Origin of the sequence: Neptunicoccus sediminis, from assembly GCF_001719615.1 — a bacterium.
In the GTDB taxonomy this organism is placed as follows: domain Bacteria; phylum Pseudomonadota; class Alphaproteobacteria; order Rhodobacterales; family Rhodobacteraceae; genus Amylibacter; species Amylibacter sediminis.
The window spans coordinates 408,763-427,754 of sequence record NZ_MDVX01000001.1 but is presented as its reverse complement, the minus strand read 5'-3'; the positions used below and the strand labels follow the sequence as shown (position 1 = coordinate 427,754).

Here is an 18,992-nt window from a genome sequence, read left to right as displayed (position 1 = left end):
AACACAAGGACCAGTGACATGAGCGATTATAACTTCGCCTATCTGGACGAACAGACCAAACGCATGATCCGCCGTGCGATCCTCAAAGGGTTGGCGATACCGGGATATCAGGTGCCTTTTGCCAGCCGCGAAATGCCGATGCCTTATGGCTGGGGTACAGGCGGCGTGCAGGTCACGGCCGCCTGTCTGACACCGGATGACACGCTGAAGGTGATCGACCAAGGTGCCGATGACACCACAAACGCCGTGTCGATCCGCCGTTTCTTTGAAAAGACCGCCGCTGTGGGCGTCACGCAGGCCACCACGCAGGCCAGTGTGATCCAGACCCGCCATCGCATCCCCGAAGAACCGCTGAACGAGGACCAGATACTGGTCTATCAGGTGCCGATCCCCGAACCCCTGCGCTTTCTGGAGCCCCGCGAAACCGAAACCCGCAAGATGCATGCACTGGAAGAATACGGGTTGATCCACGTGAAACTTTTTGAGGATATTTCCCAGCACGGCCAGATCGCCACCGCCTATGCCTATCCGGTAAAGGTAGAGGGGCGTTATGTAATGGACCCCTCCCCGATCCCGCGGTTTGACAACCCCAAGATGGAGATGGCCGCGATCCAGCTGTTCGGTGCGGGCCGCGAACAACGTATCTACGCAATCCCGCCCTATACGCAGGTGGTCAGCCTTGATTTCGACGACTACCCGTTTGAGGCCAGCAAAGCCGAGGGTGCCTGCGCCCTGTGCGCAGCGGATCACACCTATCTGGATGAAGTCATCGTAGATGACGACGGCGGACGGATGTTTGTCTGTTCCGACACGGATTACTGCGAAAGCCGCCGGCAGGCGGGCCACGTGGGTGCACAAGGCACCCCAATGGGAAAGGATGCGGCATGACCCCTTTGTTGGACGTTCAAAACCTGTCGAAATACTATGGCCAGCGGATCGGTTGCAAGGATGTGTCTTTTGATCTCTATCCCGGTGAAGTCATGGGCATCGTCGGGGAAAGCGGATCGGGCAAATCCACCCTTCTGAACTGTTTGGCCGGGCATCTGGAACCGGACAGCGGCGCGGTGCTGTTTGACACCAAAACCGACGGGCTGAAAGACACTGTCACCATGTCCGAACCGGAACGCCGTATGCTGGGGCGCACCGATTGGGCCTTTGTCCACCAGCACGCCCGCGACGGGCTGCGCATGGGGGTGAGTGCGGGTGGCAATGTAGGCGAACGGCTGATGGCTGTGGGCGCACGGCACTACGGAGACATCCGCGCACAGGCCGCTGACTGGCTCGGCCGTGTGGAAATCCGCGCGGATCGCATCGACGACCGACCCACTGCTTTTTCGGGGGGGATGCAGCAACGGCTGCAAATCGCCCGCAATCTGGTGACAGGGCCGAGACTGGTATTTATGGATGAACCCACCGGGGGTCTGGACGTGTCGGTTCAGGCCCGTCTGCTGGACATGATCCGCGAGTTGGTCCGCGATCTGGGACTGTCTGCGATTATCGTCACTCATGACCTTGCTGTGGTGCGCCTGCTGGCCGATCGTTTGATAGTGATGAAAGACGGGCATGTGGTGGAAACCGGCCTGACGGATCAGGTGCTGGATGATCCGCAGCACAGCTACAGCCAACTTCTCGTTTCCTCGGTTCTACAGGTGTGACCATGATTACAGTTAAAAACGCGACCAAATCCTTTGTGCTGCACAATCAGGGCGGCGCAGTGATCCCAGTGATGGGCAATGGCAACCTGACCGTAAATCCGGGCGAATGTGTCGGGCTGACAGGGGCATCGGGCGCAGGGAAATCGACGCTCATGCGGATGATCTATGGCAACTACCTGACCCAAAGCGGGGAAATCCGTGTTGGAGATCTGGACGTGGCACAGGCCGAACCGCGCGAGATTTTGCAGATGCGCAAACACACGCTTGGCTATGTCAGCCAGTTCCTGCGGGTGGTGCCACGGGTGCCAACCCTGAACGTGGTGGCCGAACCGCTGCTGCAACGGGGCACCCCGCGCGATGCCGCACTGGAACGGGCCAGCGAACTGCTGTCCCTGCTGCGTATTCCGGAGCGGCTTTGGGATCTGTCACCGCTGACCTTTTCGGGGGGCGAGCAGCAACGGGTCAATATCGCGCGGGGCTTTGCCTATGACTATCCCGCGCTGTTGCTGGATGAACCCACCGCCAGCCTTGACGGGCGCAACCGCGAAACGGTGCTGGGTCTGATCGAAACCGCCAAGGCGCGGGGCACGGCAATCGTCGGCATTTTTCACGACAAAGCGGCCCGTAAACAGGTCTGCACCCGCGAAATCGACGTGATCGAATTCGCACCGAAGGCCGCAGCCTGATGGCGGGGCGATTGTTTACAGTGGTCGGCCCGTCAGGGGCCGGCAAGGACACGGTTCTGGATGCGGCATTGGTGCGTTGCCCGCAGCTTTTGCGCATCCGCCGTGTGATCACGCGGCCAAGCGATGCCGGCGGCGAGAGTATCGACGGTGTCAGCGCGGCAGAGTTTCAGACCAAGCTGGAGCAGGGCCACTTTGCCCTGTGGTGGGACGCCCATAACACCCGCTACGGCATTCCTGCGGCGATGGATCGGGCGCTGGCAGAGGGGCGGGACGTGGTTTTCAACGGCTCCCGCGCGGCCATGCCCGAAATCCTGCGCAAATATCCGCAGGTCACAGTGCTGTCACTGGTGGTCACGCCTGACGTGCTGCGCGAGCGGCTGATCCTGCGGGGCCGCGAAACGCCCGAAGATATTGACGCCAGACTGCAACGGGCAAATCTGCCGTTCCAGACAGCGGCCAGAACCATCGAGATCGACAATTCCGGCCCGCTCGATCACGCCGTTGAACAAATGGTCGCGGGTTTCACCCCGTCAGCGGATACCGTTTGATCAGTTGGAAACACCCGTTCTGCAACTGCCCGCACAGGCACAGCGCGTCCAGCGTGAAGGGTCTTGTCAAATGCGGTTCCAGTGCCTGTTCCAGCACCGCCCGCGTCTGCGCCTGTTCACTGTCGCTCAGACTTCCGGTGAGGGTCACATGAAAGCGGAATTCATCCAGCACATAGGGATAGCCCCAAAGGCGCAGCAATTCATCCTGTCGGGGAGACAGATTGGCGGCCCTGCGGCGGTGCAGTTCCTGATCGCCCATCGGGGCGCGAAACCGGTCCAGCGCCATAACGCAATCTGCCACCAGCGCGGGGAAGGCCGGATCAACATCCTTCGGGCGCAGCGCCAGAAACTGCCCGATGCTGTCCAGTTGCAGCCTGCCGATTGCCACAGGTTCCTGCGCCGCGACGTAGCTTTGCAGCGCATCATACAAGTCTTGCTGCGTGTAAGCGGCATCAAGGATAAAGGGGGCTTTCAGCGTCCCGTGCAAACCATAGCCGCGCGGCGTCGCCGTGATCTGCTCCACCGGAAGCGGCAATCCGTTGAGCCGCAGATGCGGCACGGCTTTGCCCGCCGTAATATCCCAGCCAAGCCACCCTGCCCCGAACGTACCGAGGGGATGGCCGCTTGGCGGTGTGAAATAGACGGCATAACGCTGGTACATGGTCAGTCGGGCTCCTTTTGCTCTGGGCCGGATATTAGACATCAAGATGTTACACCCTCATGACATTACACCCTGAAATCACAACTGAAACTGGTAGTAAAACAATGAAAGACACAGACTGCGCGGCACAGGCCCGAAAGGGATTATCCCTGACCCTGACGAATGCGCGTATCGTTTTGAAAGACGAAGTCATCAACGGAACCCTGCGCGTGGATGACGGGATCATCACCGAGCTTGACTCCGGTCACAGCGCAATCAGCGGGGCGGTTGATTTGGGCGGCGATTTCCTGTGCCCCGGTCTGGTGGAACTGCACACCGACAATCTGGAGCGCCATATGCAGCCGCGCCCCGGAGTGAAATGGCCCACCAAAGCGGCAGCAATCGCCCATGATGCAGAGCTGGTCTCGGTCGGGATCACGACAGTGTTTGATGCGCTGCGGGTCGGTTCATCGGTCACGACGACAGGATCGAACTATCGCAAATACGCCCGTGAACTGGCCAATGACATTCTGGACCTGCAAAACAGCGGTGCCATGCGGATCAGCCATTTTTTGCATCTGCGGGCAGAAATCTGTTCGGAAACCCTGATCGAAGAGATGGAAGAGTTCAGCCGTGCGGACCGGATCGGAATTGTCAGCCTGATGGACCACACCCCCGGCCAACGCCAGTTCCGCGATCTAAGCAAGATGGACGAATACCTGCGGGGCAAATACGGCATGACCCCCGCCGAGATTTCGGCCCATTACGAGACCCTCTACGCCACCCGCGAAAAATACGGCGCCCTGCACGAAGAAGGGGCAGCGCGGATCGGGCGTGACCTTGGCGCGGTACTGGCCAGCCATGACGACACCACTGTTTCGGATGTTGAGATCTCTACAGGCAAAGGCGTGCGGGTGGCAGAGTTTCCGACGACGCTGGAAGCGGCCAGAGCCTGCAGGACCGCCGGAATCCGCGTGATGATGGGTGCCCCGAACCTTTTGCGCGGTGGCAGTCATTCGGGCAATGTTGCAGCGCAGGAACTGGTGCAGGACGGGGTGCTGGATGTGCTGAGTTCCGACTATGCACCCTCTTCGCTGCTGATGGGGGCGGTGCGGCTCGGGCTGGAACAGGGCAATATGGCCAGCGGGTTGCGCACCGTAACGCACCAGCCTGCATGTGCTGTGGACCTGCCGGATCGCGGAGAGATCGCTGTCGGGAAACGGGCCGACCTGCTGGCGTTTTCTCTGTCCTACCACCTGCCTTGCATCAAAGGTGTCTGGAGTGGCGGGCAGCGGGTCGGTTAGGGGGAACCTTCTGGTTCAGAGGTGCAGGCGATGCTCAGATTGCCTGCGCCTCTTGCAGTTCGGCTTTCAGTCGGGCCTCTTGTGCCGCTTTAGGTGTCGAGAACCGCGCCAGCAGCAGATAGGCCACAGGGGTCAGGAACAGGGTCGAAACCGTGGCCAGTCCCAGCCCGCCCACGATCACCCAGCCCAGCGCCTCGCGGGCTTCGGCCCCTGCTCCGGATGACAGGATCAGCGGCACGCCCCCGATGACTGTAGAGGTCATCGTCATCATCACCGGACGCAACCGCACGGTCGAAGCCTCAAGAATGGCGCTGTAGACATCCTGCCCGCGATCCCGCAACTGGTTGGCGAACTCCACGATCAAAATCCCGTTCTTGGCCATGATCCCGATCAGCATCACCAAACCAATCTGGCTGTAGACGTTCAGGCTCAGCCCTGTCAGCACCAACGCAAAGACCGCGCAGGCCAGTCCGATTGGCACGGTCGACATGACCACCACAGCCGAAATAAAGCTTTCAAACTGGGCCGATAGCACCAGAAACACCACGAGAACCGCGAAACCGAAGGTCACGAACAGGCCGGAGTTTGTCTGGTCCAGCGTCGCGGCCTCGGCCAGCGGCACGATGAAATTTTCCTCTGCAAGAACCTCATCGGCCAACTGTTCCACCGTTGCCAGCGCATCCCCGAGCGACAGTTCCGGCGTCAGACCTGCTGTGATCTCGACCGAGCGTTTCTGCCCCTCGCGGTCCAGTTCAGGTGCGACTGCCCGTTCTTCCAGCGTCACAAAGCTCGACATGGGAACCATTTGCCCGTCACCAGACTGTACAAAGATATTCTCCAGATCACCCGGATCATTCACCGGATTGGTGGTCGAGAGCATCTGCACGTCATAGCTGGTGTCATCTATGAACACCGACCCCACCTTGCGCCCGTTCAGAACCGCCTGCAAGGCTTCGCCAAGTCCGGTGATGTTGATCCCGAGATCGGACGCCCGCGTGCGGTCGATCTGCACGAACAGCTGCGGCTGGGTGGTTTCATATTGCAACTGCACCTTGCCCATGCCCGGCACCTCGTTCATGCGGTCCACAAGGGTCTCGGCCACATCCGCCAGTTGCCCGTAGTTATCCCCCGTGATGGCAAAGGCCAGCCCGCGCCCCGCGCCCCGAATGCCGAGCGAATTGGGCTGGATCGCAAAGGCGCGGACACCGACAATGCCTCTCAGTCCCCTGTTGATTTCGGCAACGATGTCCTGCTGTGACCGTTTCCTTTCGTCCCATTTTGCAAGGGTGAACACCATGAACCCGCGATTGTCCGCACCAAATCCGGTGATGGAAAACACATTGGTGATCTCGCCGCTTTGCCGCAGGGGTTCGACCGCATCCTCGATCTGCTGCATCTTGTCTTGCGTGTAGGACAGGGACACCCCTTGGGATGCTGTGAGGCTGAGCAGGGCAACGGCGCGGTCCTCTCGCGGGGTCAGTTCCTGCCGGATGCCCCCGGCCATGAACGCGGCTGTCACGGTGAACAACACCGCCACCAGCACAACGGCAAAGGGCACGGCCAGCACCCCGCGCAGGGCTGCGGCGTAACTGCGCGACAGCACGCCCCCCAGCCAGATCATCGGACCGCGCTGGTCCTTCGCCTGCGGCTTGCGCGTCAACAGGCGGCTGGCAAGAACCGGACAGAAGGTCAGCGCCACAACCGAGGATAACATCACCGCAATCGCCAGCGTGAAGCCGAACTCGCGGAACAGCCCACCCACCTGTCCGGGTAGGAACGACAGCGGAATGAACACCGCCGCAAGCGTGGCTGTTGTGGTCACAACCGCAAAGAACACCTGCTGCGTGCCCAGCACCGCCGCCGCCCGTGGCCCCATGCCCTGACTGCGCAGGCGCACGATGTTTTCCAGCACCACAATAGCGTCATCCACCACCATGCCCGTTGCCAGCACCAGCGCCAACAGCGTTAGAATATTGATTGAGAACCCCACCAGATAAATCGCCGCCAGCGCCCCGACCAGCGCCACCGGAAGGGTTAATGCAGGAATAAGCGTGGCGCGGAAATCCCGCAGGAAGATAAAGATCACGATCACTACAATCGTCACCGCCAACAGAAGGGTCTTTACCACCTCGGTGATAGAGCCTTCGATGAAGACCGCATCATCGGAGGTGACAAAGATGCTCACATCATCGGGGAGGGTCGCGTCCAGTTCCGCCACAACAGCGCGCACATTCTTTGAGATGTCCAGCGTGTTTGATGTGGCCTGCCGGATGATCCCGATGCCAAGACCGGATTGTCCGTTGGCCCGCAGAACGGTCTCACCGGGGGCCGGACCAAGGGTCACGCGCGCCACATCGCCAAGGATAACATTCGAGCGGATTTCCAGCGCTTCAAAGGCCGCTGCCGTGGCAACGCTGGCCGTGGTGCGCACGTTGATCGACTGGCTGTCGCCTGCCAGATCACCGGAAGGGGAGTCATAGGCCACATCCGCCAGACTGTTGCGCACATCCGCCAGTGTCAGCCCGCGGCTGGCCAGTTCCATCTGGTCGATGTCCACCCGAAACACCGGATCGCGGTCGCCGTAAACCTGCAAATCCGCCACCCCGTCTACCGAGATCAAGCGGTCCTCTACCCTGTCCTGCACAATCCGCGTCAGATCCTGCGGAGAGCGCCCCGAAGACGTCACCGCTATCCGCATCACTGCCTGCGCATTGGCATCTGCCTTGACGATCTGGGGCTGTTCGGCGGTGTCGGGCAACTGGTTCACGATCCGCGCTACCGCATCGCGCACATCTGTCGCGGCTATGTCGATGTTTACCTTGTCGTCAAACTCCAGCGTTACGCGGCTGCGTCCGAAACGGGAATTGGAAGAGATCGAGCGCACACCAGCAACCCGTCCGACAGCGCCTTCGATCCGGCCTGTGACCTCTTGATCAACGGTTTCAGGGGCGGCACCGGAAAACTGTGTGGTGACGGTGACAACCGGACGGTCCACATTGGGCAACTCGCGGATTTCGGCCCCGAAGAACCCCGCAATACCAGCCAGAACGATCAATGCGTTCAGCACAAAGGCTAGGATCGGTCGGCGCACAAACAGCGCTGTGCCAGAGGCCAGCCCTGCGGGTGCCGGATCTTCGGTTTTAGGGTTCATGTGCGGTCCCCGATCCCGTCCTGCACCGCGGCGGCTTTTTCGGACAACACAACCTCTGCGCCTTCGCGCAGGGTCTGCACCCCTTCGGTGACGATCTCATCGCCCGCACGCAAAGCGTCGCTCTCTACCAATACGCTGTCACTGTTGCGCTGCCGGATTGCCAGTGCCGCGCGGTGTACCTTGCCCTCCCGCAGCACCCAGACAAACGCCCCGTCGCTGGACCATTGCAAAGCCAGCGGCGCGATGGACAGCAGGGTTTCACCCGGAAAATTCAGACTGACGGAAAAGGCCATACCCGCGCGCAACCGGTCGGCTGTATTGTCCAGCCGCCCCTGCACCCGCAAGGTGCGACTGGTGCGGTCCACGATGGTATCAACCGCACTGATCTCTCCGGTCATTTCTACATTGCGCAGACCCAGCGGCACAGCCGTGAACACCTGTCCGGTCGCGATCTTGCCGATCACCCGTTCGGGCACGCGAAAATCAATCAGGATTTGCGAGCGGTCGGTGATTGTTACCAGAACATCCTGCGCGTTGACCCGATCCCCCACCGCAATGTCGATAATCCCTGTATAGCCCGAAACCGGCGCTTCGATCTTGCGCTGCTCAAGGTTATACTCTGCCTGCCGCAAGGCCAGTTCGGCATTGCGCAGGGACAGTTGCGTTTCCCGCAGGCGCACCTCGGTTACGGCCCCTGTGGTTTCCAGCCGCGCAATACGCTCTGCTGCGGCCTGTGCATCCTCCAGCCGGACACGGGCCTGTTCCACTGCGATGGTTTCGGCTTCATCCTCAAGACGGGCAATCAGCTGGCCTTTTTCAACATAGCCGCCCGCCGACAAGGGCAGTTCGGTGATCAACCCCACAGCCTTGGCCCGCACCGCGATGGAATGGAGCGCCCGCCCATCCCCGATAGCGCTGATCCTGTCGGCCAGTGTTTGCTCCCGAACCGGCGCTGTCACCACCTGTGTCGGGCCACGCTGGAACCTGCCACGCCCCGCATTCGCGTCCTGCGGTTGTTCTGTCTTCAGACCGAGCTTTGCCAGAAACGGCGCGGCTGACGGCACATAATTCGCCCAGATATAAAGCGCCGCAGCAAGCGCTGCTGCACAGAGGATAATCTGGCGCAAGACGTTCATCGGTTTTGTCCTTGTCGGTTCGGTGTAGGTTCTGTCTGGCAAACCCAGCCGGTTCAGTCTCGCAGCTTATGGCAGAATGCGACACCACAGGCGGGGTGGAAGACAGGTCTTTTTAATAAAGATTACGTTACCCGACAAAAAAGGTAAAAGCCAAGACGTTACAGAAAGGTCTCTTTCAGGGTTCGTTTCAACACCTTGCCATTCGCATTTCGCGGCAACGGTTCGTGAGAGATGGAATAGCTCTCGGGGACTTTGTAATCGCTCAGGTTTTCGGCGCAAAGGGCGCTCAGCGCGGCTTCGTTCACCTGTGCGGCCTTGGGACAGATTACGGCGTGGACCCGTTCGCCCAATACGGGGCAGGGTTTTGCGATGATCGCAGCTTCTGCCACATCGGGATGGGTCATCAAAACGCTTTCAACTTCGGAGCTGAACACCTTGTAGCCGCCGCGATTCACCACGTCCTTGATCCGGTCGAAAATCCGCACATAGCCGTTTTCGTCCATCGCGCCCATATCGCCGGAACGCCAGAACCCGCCTACGAACTCGGACGCGGTGGCATCGGGACGGTTCCAGTATCCCGCCACAACCATCGGCCCGCGAATCCAGATTTCCCCCACAGTGCCAACAGGACATTCGCGCTTGTCCTCATCCATAATCAGGATTTCACCGCAGGCCACAGGCTTGCCGATCGTATCAAACGCCGAACGGTCCGCATCCAGCGGCATGATCGTCGAAGGGGAAGTCGTCTCGGTCGCGCCGTACGCGTTTACCAAGGTCAGATCCGGCACCAGCTGCGCGAGCTTTTCAATCGTTGGCACCGGCATCGGGGCACCGCCATAGGCACCGATGCGCAAAGAGCTGAGGTCATATTGCGTCAGATCCTCGCGCAGAAGGATCAGGTTGTACATGGCCGGAACCATCACGGAATAGCTGATCTTTTCGGCTTGGGTCACGTTCAGCACCGCACGGGTATTGAAAGCCTCTTGCATCACCAGTTTGGACCCGACCCCAAGGCTGGTCATGACCAGCGCGATCAACCCTGTCACATGGGTTGCAGGCACAACCAGTAGGGCCGCGTCCTGTTCGTCCAGTTGCAGGTGATGGGCGAAATGCAGCATCGAATGGATGATCCCGAGGTGGGTCAGCATCGCGCCTTTGGGTTTTCCGGTGGTGCCCGAAGTATACAGAATACAAGCCAGATCATCCTCATCCATCGCAGGCGCTGCCGGATCAAAACTATCCGGAGCGCTGCGTTCAATACTGTCGATGTCCAATCGCCATTTCAAATCAGGCACATCGTCTTGCGCCGGAATTGCGCCGTCATGGGCGGGATCAAAGATCAGGCCCGCCGCGCTGCAATCATTAAGGATAAAGGCGGTTTCGGGGGCTGCCTCGCGCACGTTCATCGGCACCGGAACCGCCCCGAGCCGCCAGATCGCAAGCAGCGAGACAACGAACTCCAGCCGGTTGGACAGGATCAGCCCGACCCGATCCCCCCCCGACAGGCCGAGCCGCTGCAATTGCGCCGCGCATCCGTCAACTCGGGCCGATAACGCGCCATAGGTCAGCCGTTCCCGTTCGTCCACAATGGCGGTGCGCTCTGCAAAGCGGGCAAAGACAGCGTCGATCTGATCCATCACCAGCGCGGCGCGGTTCTCAAAACAGGTCAGTGCGCGGTCTTGGAAGTGAACTTCGGTGCGGGTGGTCGGCATCACGGTCATATCTGAACTTTCTTGGAGGGTCTTACAGGGTACAGGCGCGGTTCAGCGAAGGCTAGAACTGCGCGGTGCCGGTTTCAACACTGACGCTACTGCACAGTTACCCGACTGCCTGATGCGCCTTGTCCGACGACAGCAGCCGTTCGGCAATCAGCGCGAACTGCGGCGCCATCGCACCCACGGCCACCGCGTCGTCATGGGCTGCCTGCCCTGCCTTTGCCCGCGCCGTGATTCCGGCAAGAATGACCGACATGCGGTACATGGCAAAAGCGCGGTGGAACCGCGTCAGGGGCGCATCACAGCCGCCGCTGGCACGGTAATGATCCATAAACGCCGCCCCGTCAGGAATCCCGAGTGCGGCAAGATCCAGTCCGGCCAAGCCCCCCATCTGTTCGGGCGTCAGGTCATAGAACATCATCCAGTGGGCAAGGTCCGACAAGGGATCGCCCAGTGTTGATAGCTCCCAATCGAGCACAGCCTCGATCCGTGCAGGGCCGGTGGCATACATCACATTACCGATCCGGTAATCCCCGTGGACCAGCGTTGTCGGGCTTTCGGCGGGGATGTTTTCTGCAAACCAAGCGGCGAGCCTGTCGATCCGGTTGCTGAACTGCGCCTCCATTCCGGCCGCTTTTGCAGTCTCCCACTGTCGCGCCCAGCGGCGGACCTGTCGGGGGTAGTAATCCTGCGTCTTGCCGTAATCCGAAAGATCAGCCGCCTGCCAGTCTACCGTGTGGATTGCCGCCAGAACCCGCGCAGCATCGTTGAACACTGCGCCCCGTTCCTCTGCGGCCAGTGCGGGCAGGTCACTGGTTTCGGATACATGGCCGTAAAGCCGCTCCATCAGATAGAACGGCGTGCCGATTACCGCCGGATCGGGCTCGAACATCACCATATCAGGCACCGGCACCGCGCTGTTGGAAAGCGCTGACATCACGCGGTGTTCCCGGTCCACCGCATGAGCGCTGGAGGCTGTAACGCCCGCAGGTTTCTTTCGCAGAACCAATTCCCGTGTTGCGGTGCTGACAAACCACGTCGGGTTGGACTGCCCGCTTGTCACAGGTGCAAGCGCGACAGGCTCTCCCAGAAGGCTTTCGAGTGTGGCGGGGTCAAAATCGGGTTGAATGGCCATAGGTCTGTTCGTCTCGCTGGTGCTGTAATGTCGCCAATTAGTGTCTGACATTAGGACATAAATAGACGAGCTGCCAGCGTCAACGATTTTCACGATGGCGCGAAATAACCTTACGGCGCAACATAGAGATCGGTCTGGGAAGTTAAGCACCCATACACTAGCATCTTACAGTGCGCGTCAAAGTTTGCGCTTCGCAGCGTCAGGCGACAATCATATTGACAGACCCGCCGATTCTCCTCAGTGTATTACTGTCAGACACTAATCGGATATTCCATCTATGCGCCAAGCGGCCTTCTTTGACACCATTCTACGGCCCGACCGCCCCGTCGGGACGGGCTTGCGCCAGTGCGCCACCGGAGACCGTCCATGAGCTTTACCACCATTCAGACCGCTGTAGCTGACAACATCATGACCCTGACGTTGAACCGGCCCGAAAAGCTGAACGCGTTCAACGAAACGATGATGCAGGAGATGATTGCCGCGCTCGATCTGGCGGATGCGGATGACGATGTGCGCGCCATTGTGGTGACAGGGGCGGGTCGCGGCTTTTGTGCCGGTGCGGATCTTGATGACGGGGATGCGTTTTCTTCGGCGGATCTGGACCCGAAATCCACCGACCCCGCCACTTGGAGCAATCCACAGAACCGCGATTCCGGTGGGTTGCTGGCCTTGCGCCTGTTTCGATGCCTCAAGCCCGTGATTGCTGCGGTAAACGGTCCCTCTGTCGGGATCGGCAGCACCATGCAGCTGCCAATGGATATTCGCATCGCCTCGGACAAAGCGAAATTCGGCTTTGTTTTTGCCCGCCGCGGCATTGTACCGGAAGCGGCGTCAAGCTGGTTCCTGTCCCGCGCTGTGGGCCTGTCCACCGCGCTGGAGTGGTGCTACTCGGGCCGCGTTTTTGGCGCGGAAGAGGCGTTGGCGGCAGGTTTGATCCGCTCCATCCATGCGCCCGATGATCTGTTGCCAGCGGCCTATGACATCGCGCAGGAGATCGCGGATAACGCAGCACCAGTGTCTGTGGCGATGACCCGCCAGATGCTGTGGCAGATGTCCGGCGCGCCCCATCCGATGATGGCGCACCAGATCGACAGCCGCGCCGTGGCCGCCCGCAGTGTGCAGGGCGATTCTGCCGAAGGTGTGGCCAGTTTCTTTGAAAAACGACCAGCGGAATTTCCCGATCGTGTCAGCACCGACATGCCCGGATTTTTCCCCTGGTGGAACGAGCCCCCCTGGGCCTGATCCGTTAAAGTGTTGGGAGGACACGCAATGACAGACAAGATTTTGGTAGAGCGCAAGGACGGGGTAACGACCCTGCGTCTGAACGATCCCAAAGCCATGAACGCCATGACAGCGGATATGGCCGGAGCCTTGCGCGATCTGCTAGTAAGCGAGTCAAAAACCGCGCGGGCCATCATCCTTGCAGGCAGCGAGCGGGCTTTTTCCGCAGGGGCCAACCTGAATGCTGCCATGCCTGAAGACACCACGGGGTTTGACGTGGGGGCGACGCTGGAACAGGAATACAACCCCTTGATGCTAACCATCCGCGATCTGGAGGTGCCTGTGATCAGTGCCGTGCGCGGGGCGGCTGCGGGGGTTGGGGCCTCCATTGCGCTGGCTTGTGACATCATCGTAGCAGGCAAAAGCGCCTATTTCCTTGAGGCTTTCGCCCGCATCGGCCTGATCCCTGATGGCGGGGCCACGTGGCTGCTGACCAAGGCGGTCGGACGGGTTCGCGCAATGGAAATGATGCTGCTGGCAGAGAAAATTCCGGCAGAACAAGCGCTGGACTGGGGGCTGATCACACGGCTTGCCGACGATGACGCGGTCGAAGCGACTGCCTTTGAAATCGCCGCGCGGCTGGCACAGGGCCCGTCCCACAGCTACAGTCTGATCCGCCAGGCAGCCTGGAGCGCGGCAGACAGCGATTTCGCCAGCGCCCTCTCCACAGAACGCAAATTGCAAAAAGAAGCAGGAGAGTCCCGCGACTTTGCCGAAGGGCTGGCCGCTTTCAAGGAAAAACGCGCACCACGGTTTCATTCATAACCCTGCGCTGAAAACACCCCCGGACGCGAGCGACATCCGGTGCGGCGATCCCCTCCAAAGGATCACAAGACTATCCACCCCGGGAGGAGCGGGGCAGGAGAATTTTCGTTCATATGACCGTTCCGGCTTCCGGAACACAAACAGGAGGAACACATTATGAAACGTATCATTAGATCGGTACTCGCAGGGGCATCCCTGCTGGCGCTGGCACCGGCTGTGCAGGCGGACCAGCTTAGCTTTGCGGGCGGTTGGCCGCCGAACTCCAAACCCACAGCGGTTCTGGAAGCCTATGCAGAAGCCATCGAAGAAAACTCCGGTGGCGAACTGACCATGCGGGTCTTTCCGCTGTCGCTGCTGTCCTTTGCCGAAGGCAACGCCGGTTTGCGCGACGGTCTGGCGGATACAGCCGCGATCCTGACGCCCTATTTCCCTGCCGAATTTCCGAACCTGAACATGATTTCGGAATTTTCCCAACTGGTAGAACTGGAAGAATTTTCCGGCGAGACCAGCTCAGCAGCCTTTGCCGGTGCGTTGACCGAATACGTGATGCTGAACTGTCCCGACTGCCTGAGCGAAACTGCCAAGCAAAATCAGGTGTATCTCGGTGCAGCCATGACCACATCCTATGCGCTGCAATGTGTGGTTCCGCTGAACTCTCCCGAAGATCTGAAAGGCAAACGCATCCGCACCGCCGGGGCATACTGGTCCCGCTGGGCGGAAACCGTGGGTGCTGTTCCGGTCTCTATGTCGGTGAACGAAACCTTTGAGGCGCTCAATCAGGGTGTTCTGGATTGCACGGCATCCAATACTGCGGATTTCGTAAACTTCAGCTTCATCGAAGTGGTCAAATACCTCTACACAGGTTTGCCCGGTGGCCAGTTCACGGTTCCGACCATGATGAACAAGGACCGTTGGAACGGTCTGTCCGACAGCGGCAAATCCGCCGTGATGAAAGCCAGCGCCAAGCTCGCCTCTGAGATGACTTGGGTTTACCTTGAAGAAGCCCGCGCCGGTAAGGCGAAATCGCCGGAACTGGGGATCGAATACGGTCCGGCCTCTGACGCGCTTGTTGCAATGAACCGCGACTTCATCGCTAATGACGTGAAAAACGTTGCAACCGTATACAAAGACCGTTTCAGTCTGGAAAACGGGGACGCGGCAGCGGAGAAACTGCGCGAACTGCTGGGCCGCTGGACAGAGCTGACAGCGGATGTGGACTCTGCCGATGCGCTGACCGAGATTTACTGGAACGAGATCTATTCCAAGATCGACCTAAGCAGCTACGGTAAATAATCACTTAAGGGTGCCAGCGTTAACTGCTGGCGCCCGACACGGATTTCAGGGGAGGAATTAGATGGTTCATGTGGGGAAAGCCCTGTCTGGATTGACAAAGATCGGATCGCTGCTCGGGACGATATGTATCGTTTTAATGATGCTGCACGTGACAGCGGATGTGGTGGGCCGGTATGTGTTCAATGCGCCGCTGACCGGAACGATTGTGATCGTTGGCCATTACTACATGATTATCGTCGTATTCATTGCCCTTGGTGTGGCAGAGGAAAAGAACGCCCATATATCGGTTGAGTTCCTGACAGATATGATGCCCCGCACGATACAGGGCTGGCTGTCGGTGTTTTCCGGTCTGTTCACCATTTTCGTCTTCGGGCTGCTGGCCATCAGCGGGTTCACCGAGGCGATGAAAAAGACCAACTCCGGCGCCTCGATGGAGCAAGGCTCCAGTCTGATCGCAATCTGGCCGAGCTATTGGGCCATCCCGATAGGCGGTGCGCTGATCTGCCTGATCGCCGGATACAAAGTTCTGGTGCGCGTGTTCAAAACCCGCAACGGACTTCACGAAACACTTGAAGCAGATGAGATCGTTCATGACTGATGTCGCAATTGGCCTGACCGGTCTTGGTTCCCTTATGGCCCTGATCGCCCTGCGGGTGCCGATCGGAGTCTCCCTGATCGGTGTCTCCTTCATCGGATTGTGGTCCCTGATGGGGTCCCGTGTCGCCTGGGGTGCGCTTGGGGTTATTCCCTATCAGTTCACGTCGAACTGGGTGCTCAGCTCTATTCCGATGTTCCTGTTTCTGGGGTTCATCAGCTATCACACGCAACTGACCAAAGGCATGTTCAACGCGGCGCGGATCTGGCTTTCAGCCATTCCCGGCGGGCTGGCGATTGCTGCGATTTTCGGGTCTGCCGGTTTTGCCGCTGTGTCCGGATCGTCCATCGCCTGCTCTGCTGCAATGGGGCGCATCGCCATCCCCGAGATGATGAAACACAGATACCATCCCGAACTGGCCACAGGCACTGTAGCGGTTGCGGGGACCATCGGTGCCTTGATCCCGCCGTCGATCATCCTGATCCTTTACGGCGTGATTGCACAGGTCTCTATCGCCAAACTGTTTCTGGGCGGCATCAGCGCCGGTATCCTGACCACTGTAGGCTACATCATTGTTGTGCTGGTACGGGTGAAACTGAACCCCGATCTGGCACCGGAGCGGGACGAAAAGGTCAGCCTGTCCGAACGCATCATCGCACTAAAGGACACATGGCCGATTTTCCTGATTATGATCGGCATCTTTGGTGGTTTGTTCGGCGGTATCTTTACCCCCACCGAAGCCGGTGCTGTGGGTGCGTTTCTGGCCTGTATCGTCGCACTAGTTAGCGGTGAACTGACACTGGAACGCTTTCTCAAGGCAGCGCGGGAAACCACCATGACCACCGCCTCGCTGCTGGTGATCGCTATTGGTGCGAGCCTGCTGACACGGTTTCTCGCCCTGTCGGGTGCAGGGGATTACCTGTCCTCGGGCATCATGTCCGTGGCCTCCAACCCCGCGCTTTTGATGCTTGGCATCGTGCTGGTTTACCTGCTGATGGGCATGTTTCTGGAACCGATCGGGGCCATGTTGCTGACCCTGCCGATCATCCTGCCGGTGGTGGATAATTCGGGGTGGAGCCTGCTTTGGTTTGGCATCGTGCTGACCAAACTTCTGGAAATCGGGATGATCACACCGCCTATCGGGATGAATGTTTTTGTCATCAAAAGCGTGGTGGGCGATCTGGTGAAAACCTCTGCCATCTTCCGCGGCGTGATGTGGTTCATCGTGATGGACCTTGCCATCGTGGCCCTGCTCTCGGCCTTCCCCGCACTGGTTCTGTTCCTGCCGGAATTGCTGAACTGATCCTGAAACGACCTATCGTCCGGCCCTGTCCGGAAATGCCAAAGGAGTTATGGAAATGACATCCCAAAACACAACGCTGGTCCGGCGGGCCCGCAGCCAGCAGCTTGGTGATCTTTTGCACCGCTCAGCCGCGCGCACACCGGATAAAACCGCACTAAAATTCCGCGGTTCCTCGGAAACCTTTGCCGAACTGAACCGCGCTGTGAACCGTGCGGCCAACGGGCTGAAATCCAATGGCATCAAGAAGGGCGACCGTGTTGCCCTTCTCAGCCATAACAATCGCGCCTTCGTGGTGCTGCGTTTTGCGCTGGCGCGGCTCGGGGCGGTGACTACGCCTGTGAATTTCATGCTGAACGCTGAAGATGTGGCCTATATCCTCGACCATTCCGGCGCCTGTGCCATCATTGCCGAAGACGCGCTTTGTGCCACGGCAGATGCGGCGCTGGCGCAGCTTGGCAAGGGGGAGATGCAGCGGTTTGTGATCCCCCATGCCGATGTTGCCGCACCGGACCACTGGGCGCCGGTTTCGACCCTGCTGGATCACGCCGATGACGGTGAAGTCTGGGTGGATGTGGACCCGGATGACCCGATCCAGATGATGTACACCAGCGGTACGGAATCACGGCCCAAGGGTGCGCTGCTGACCTCCAGCGCACTTTATGCCCAGTATATCAGCTGCATCGTGGACGGCAAAATGACCGGCGACGCGGTCTCGCTCCATTGCCTGCCCCTGTTTCACTGCGCACAACTGGACTGCTTCCTGTCGCCGGACCTCTATCTTGGCGTGACCAGCATCCTGCATGACAAGGCCGACCCCGCCGAAATGCTGGCGGCGATTGAAGCGGAAGGCGTGACCAAACTGTTCTGCCCGCCCACCGTCTGGATTGCTCTGCTGCGGCATCCCGATTTTGACAAACGGGACCTGAGCAGCCTTGAAGCGGGGTATTACGGCGCCTCTATCATGCCCACCGCGATTATCGAGGAACTGATGCAGCGTTTGCCAAACATGAAGCTGTGGAACTTTTACGGACAGACGGAAATGGCTCCCATCGCCACCATCCTGCAACCCGAAGACCAGTTGACCAAGCTAGGCTCGGCAGGGCGTCCGGCGCTGAACGTGGAAACCCGTGTGGTCGATGACAGTGACCAGCCCGTAGCCGTGGGCGAGGTCGGCGAAATCGTCCACCGCAGCCCCCACCTGATCCTTGAATATTACAAAGACACCGACAAAACCGCCGAAGCCTTTGCCAACGGCTGGTTCCACAGCGGCGATCTGGGGCGGTTTGACGGGGACGGCTACCTGTACGTGGTGGACCGCAAGAAAGACATGATCAAAACCGGCGGCGAAAACGTCGCCAGCCGGGAGGTCGAGGAAGCCATCTTCCACCACCCCGATGTGGCCGAAGTCGCCGTGTTCGGCATCCCCCACCCCACATGGATCGAAGCGGTGACAGCGGTTGTCGTGGCCAAAGACGGATCATCGGTGACACGGGAGCAACTGATGGACTACTGCCGCGAAAATCTGGCAGGGTTCAAATCGCCAAAACACATCGAGATCGTAAAGCAACTCCCCAAAAACGCGAGCGGCAAGATCCTGAAAAAAGACCTGCGGGTGGAGTATCAGGGGGTGTTTGACGGGGGGTGATAGGGGTCGAGCGGACCGGAGGCAAAAAATTATACGTTCGGTTGCTTAAAGGGGCAACCGAACGTGAAAATTACGGAATAAGAAACGATCCAACTGTGATTTCGATGCAATTCCTCTCAATATTGTTGGAAAGGTCGTGG

At 59.4% G+C, this 18,992-nt stretch carries 16 protein-coding genes; 11 read left to right on the top strand and 5 right to left on the bottom strand.

Annotation, left to right across the window (positions count from 1 at the left end; translation table 11 throughout):
- Nucleotides 1–18 precede the first annotated feature (18 nt).
- From BFV97_RS02000 to phnN, 4 genes are read left to right on the top strand one after another with little or no spacing between them, the layout of a single operon-like run.
- Entirely contained in the window at nt 19–888 is an 870-nt protein-coding gene (locus BFV97_RS02000) for an alpha-D-ribose 1-methylphosphonate 5-phosphate C-P-lyase PhnJ (RefSeq protein ID WP_069298633.1), read from the top strand.
- The gene (phnK, locus tag BFV97_RS01995; RefSeq protein ID WP_069298632.1) at nt 885–1,655 is read left to right on the top strand and encodes a phosphonate C-P lyase system protein PhnK; all 771 of its coding nucleotides are present in this window, start codon (nt 885–887) and stop codon (nt 1,653–1,655) included. The genes BFV97_RS02000 and phnK overlap by 4 nt, the downstream gene beginning before the upstream one ends.
- A gap of 2 nt (nt 1,656–1,657) precedes the next feature.
- Nucleotides 1,658–2,341 (top strand): phosphonate C-P lyase system protein PhnL, encoded by a 684-nt coding sequence (gene phnL, locus BFV97_RS01990; protein ID WP_069298631.1) that lies wholly within the window; start codon nt 1,658–1,660, stop codon nt 2,339–2,341.
- Nucleotides 2,341–2,889 (top strand): phosphonate metabolism protein/1,5-bisphosphokinase (PRPP-forming) PhnN, encoded by a 549-nt coding sequence (gene phnN / locus BFV97_RS01985; protein WP_069298630.1) that lies wholly within the window; start codon nt 2,341–2,343, stop codon nt 2,887–2,889. Before phnL ends, phnN begins: the two co-directional genes overlap by 1 nt.
- On the opposite strand, the gene BFV97_RS01980 is transcribed toward phnN, so the two are convergent.
- Nucleotides 2,864–3,550, bottom strand: coding sequence for a DUF1045 domain-containing protein (locus BFV97_RS01980; RefSeq protein ID WP_069298629.1), 687 nt, complete (start codon nt 3,548–3,550; stop codon nt 2,864–2,866). The genes phnN and BFV97_RS01980 overlap by 26 nt on opposite strands.
- 104 nt (nt 3,551–3,654) lie before the next feature.
- On the opposite strand from BFV97_RS01980, the gene BFV97_RS01975 reads away from it, so the two are divergent.
- Complete coding sequence (locus BFV97_RS01975; protein ID WP_069298628.1) at nt 3,655–4,833, top strand: alpha-D-ribose 1-methylphosphonate 5-triphosphate diphosphatase; 1,179 nt, start codon at nt 3,655–3,657, stop codon at nt 4,831–4,833.
- Between the two features lie 34 nt (nt 4,834–4,867).
- On the opposite strand, the gene BFV97_RS01970 is transcribed toward BFV97_RS01975, so the two are convergent.
- The 4 genes from BFV97_RS01970 to BFV97_RS01955 all read right to left on the bottom strand — a co-directional run bounded on the left by BFV97_RS01970 (nt 4,868) and on the right by BFV97_RS01955 (nt 11,970).
- Nucleotides 4,868–7,984 carry an efflux RND transporter permease subunit gene (locus BFV97_RS01970; RefSeq protein WP_069298627.1) on the bottom strand — a complete coding sequence of 1,039 codons (3,117 nt, stop codon included), beginning with the start codon at nt 7,982–7,984 and terminating at the stop codon, nt 4,868–4,870.
- Complete coding sequence (locus tag BFV97_RS01965) at nt 7,981–9,120, bottom strand: efflux RND transporter periplasmic adaptor subunit (protein ID WP_069298626.1); 1,140 nt, start codon at nt 9,118–9,120, stop codon at nt 7,981–7,983. Before BFV97_RS01965 ends, BFV97_RS01970 begins: the two co-directional genes overlap by 4 nt.
- A 158-nt stretch (nt 9,121–9,278) precedes the next feature.
- Complete coding sequence (locus BFV97_RS01960) at nt 9,279–10,841, bottom strand: class I adenylate-forming enzyme family protein (RefSeq protein WP_069298625.1); 1,563 nt, start codon at nt 10,839–10,841, stop codon at nt 9,279–9,281.
- A gap of 97 nt (nt 10,842–10,938) precedes the next feature.
- Nucleotides 10,939–11,970, bottom strand: coding sequence for a phosphotransferase family protein (locus BFV97_RS01955; RefSeq protein ID WP_069298624.1), 1,032 nt, complete (start codon nt 11,968–11,970; stop codon nt 10,939–10,941).
- Nucleotides 11,971–12,336: 366 nt separating this feature from the next.
- Here BFV97_RS01955 and BFV97_RS01950 point away from each other — a divergent pair, with 366 nt between their 5' ends.
- The 6 genes from BFV97_RS01950 (at nt 12,337) to BFV97_RS01925 (ending at nt 18,852) form a co-directional block, all read left to right on the top strand.
- Nucleotides 12,337–13,212 (top strand): crotonase/enoyl-CoA hydratase family protein, encoded by an 876-nt coding sequence (locus BFV97_RS01950; protein ID WP_069298623.1) that lies wholly within the window; start codon nt 12,337–12,339, stop codon nt 13,210–13,212.
- Nucleotides 13,213–13,239: 27 nt separating this feature from the next.
- On the top strand, nt 13,240–14,016 hold the full coding sequence (locus BFV97_RS01945) for an enoyl-CoA hydratase-related protein (protein ID WP_069298622.1): 777 nt from the start codon (nt 13,240–13,242) through the stop codon (nt 14,014–14,016).
- 156 nt (nt 14,017–14,172) lie between these two features.
- On the top strand, nt 14,173–15,309 hold the full coding sequence (locus tag BFV97_RS01940) for a C4-dicarboxylate TRAP transporter substrate-binding protein (protein WP_069298621.1): 1,137 nt from the start codon (nt 14,173–14,175) through the stop codon (nt 15,307–15,309).
- Between the two features lie 61 nt (nt 15,310–15,370).
- Nucleotides 15,371–15,907, top strand: coding sequence for a TRAP transporter small permease (locus tag BFV97_RS01935; protein WP_069298620.1), 537 nt, complete (start codon nt 15,371–15,373; stop codon nt 15,905–15,907).
- Nucleotides 15,900–17,207, top strand: a complete 1,308-nt coding sequence (locus tag BFV97_RS01930) for a TRAP transporter large permease (protein ID WP_069298619.1) — start codon at nt 15,900–15,902, stop codon at nt 17,205–17,207. Before BFV97_RS01935 ends, BFV97_RS01930 begins: the two co-directional genes overlap by 8 nt.
- A gap of 55 nt (nt 17,208–17,262) precedes the next feature.
- Nucleotides 17,263–18,852 carry an acyl-CoA synthetase gene (locus BFV97_RS01925; protein ID WP_216635938.1) on the top strand — a complete coding sequence of 530 codons (1,590 nt, stop codon included), beginning with the start codon at nt 17,263–17,265 and terminating at the stop codon, nt 18,850–18,852.
- The last annotated feature ends 140 nt before the right edge of the window (nt 18,853–18,992 follow it).